This window comes from Microvirga sp. P4_G7 (assembly GCF_056401005.1).
The window spans coordinates 1-861 of record NZ_JBFUKD010001047.1; the positions used below are offsets into that span (position 1 = coordinate 1).

The 861-nt window shown below is 63.2% G+C and carries 1 protein-coding gene; it reads right to left on the bottom strand.

From position 1 onward, the window contains the following. Positions 1 to 215: 215 nt before the first annotated feature. Positions 216 to 860, bottom strand: a complete 645-nt coding sequence (locus tag AC1DT3_RS22920) for a GNAT family N-acetyltransferase (RefSeq protein ID WP_477467459.1) — start codon at positions 858 to 860, stop codon at positions 216 to 218. Position 861: the final 1 nt, after the last annotated feature.

Below are 861 nucleotides of genomic sequence, written 5' to 3' on the forward strand. Positions count from 1 at the left end.
GCCCGAAGCGATAAAGATTTTAGCTTGGTCGAGAAATTTCATAGCCTGCTCCCTTTACGGGACAAGGCGTGCCGGAGCAACGCGAGGGTTGAACGAAAAATGCCCGGGCGAAAGGCCCGGAGCCCGAAGGTTGAACGAAAAAATGCCCCGGCCAAGGTCGGGGCCCGAGCGACGAAAAACGCCCCGGCCGAGGCCGGGGCGCATGTTGGGTGGGTTCAGCAGGCGAGGGACAATTCACTCGAATCGTCCGCCCCGCTGGGCTCGCGGACGAGGCCGGTGTGGCTCCAGGTCTTCAAGCTTTCCCAGGCCCGTCGATCGAGACGGAACTGATCGGCCGGAAACAGGCCGCCCCTCGCCTCGAAGGCCATCAAGCCGGAGCCCTGAAATGCGAAACCGCATTTTTCGAGCACCCGGCGGGACGTCGGATTGATGACCCGCGTCGATGCGGTGAGAACATCCTCCGCTCCATAGGCGAAGAAGGCATCGATCAGCGCTCGCGCCGCCTCGGTGGCGTAGCCGTGACCCCAAGATGGTGTCCCGAGCCAATAGCCGAGGCTGGGGCGACCATCCTCTGGGCTCGGACCGATGGCCACCATGCCGATGAGAGCGTTGGGCTTGCCCTTCAGCGTGATGGCGAGCTGCAGGCCGCTTCCATCTGCATTGGTTTGCCGCGCATGAAAAACGAACCGCTCACCGTCCTCCGGAGGATAGGGATGGGGAATTCGCGCCGTCATCTCCGCGACCGTTTTCTCACCGGCGAGGCGTACGATGGACTGTGCGTCGGCGAGGCGGGGCCAACGGAGCCAAAGGCGGCGCGTTTCCAAGCGGAAAACATCGTCACGGGTGAGGTCGGGAAACATG

What these genes read in the sequence shown, in the direction of transcription:
- AC1DT3_RS22920 (WP_477467459.1), bottom strand. Translation starts at nt 860, where the DNA reads ATGTTTCCCGACCTCACCCGTGACGATGTTTTCCGCTTGGAAACGCGC.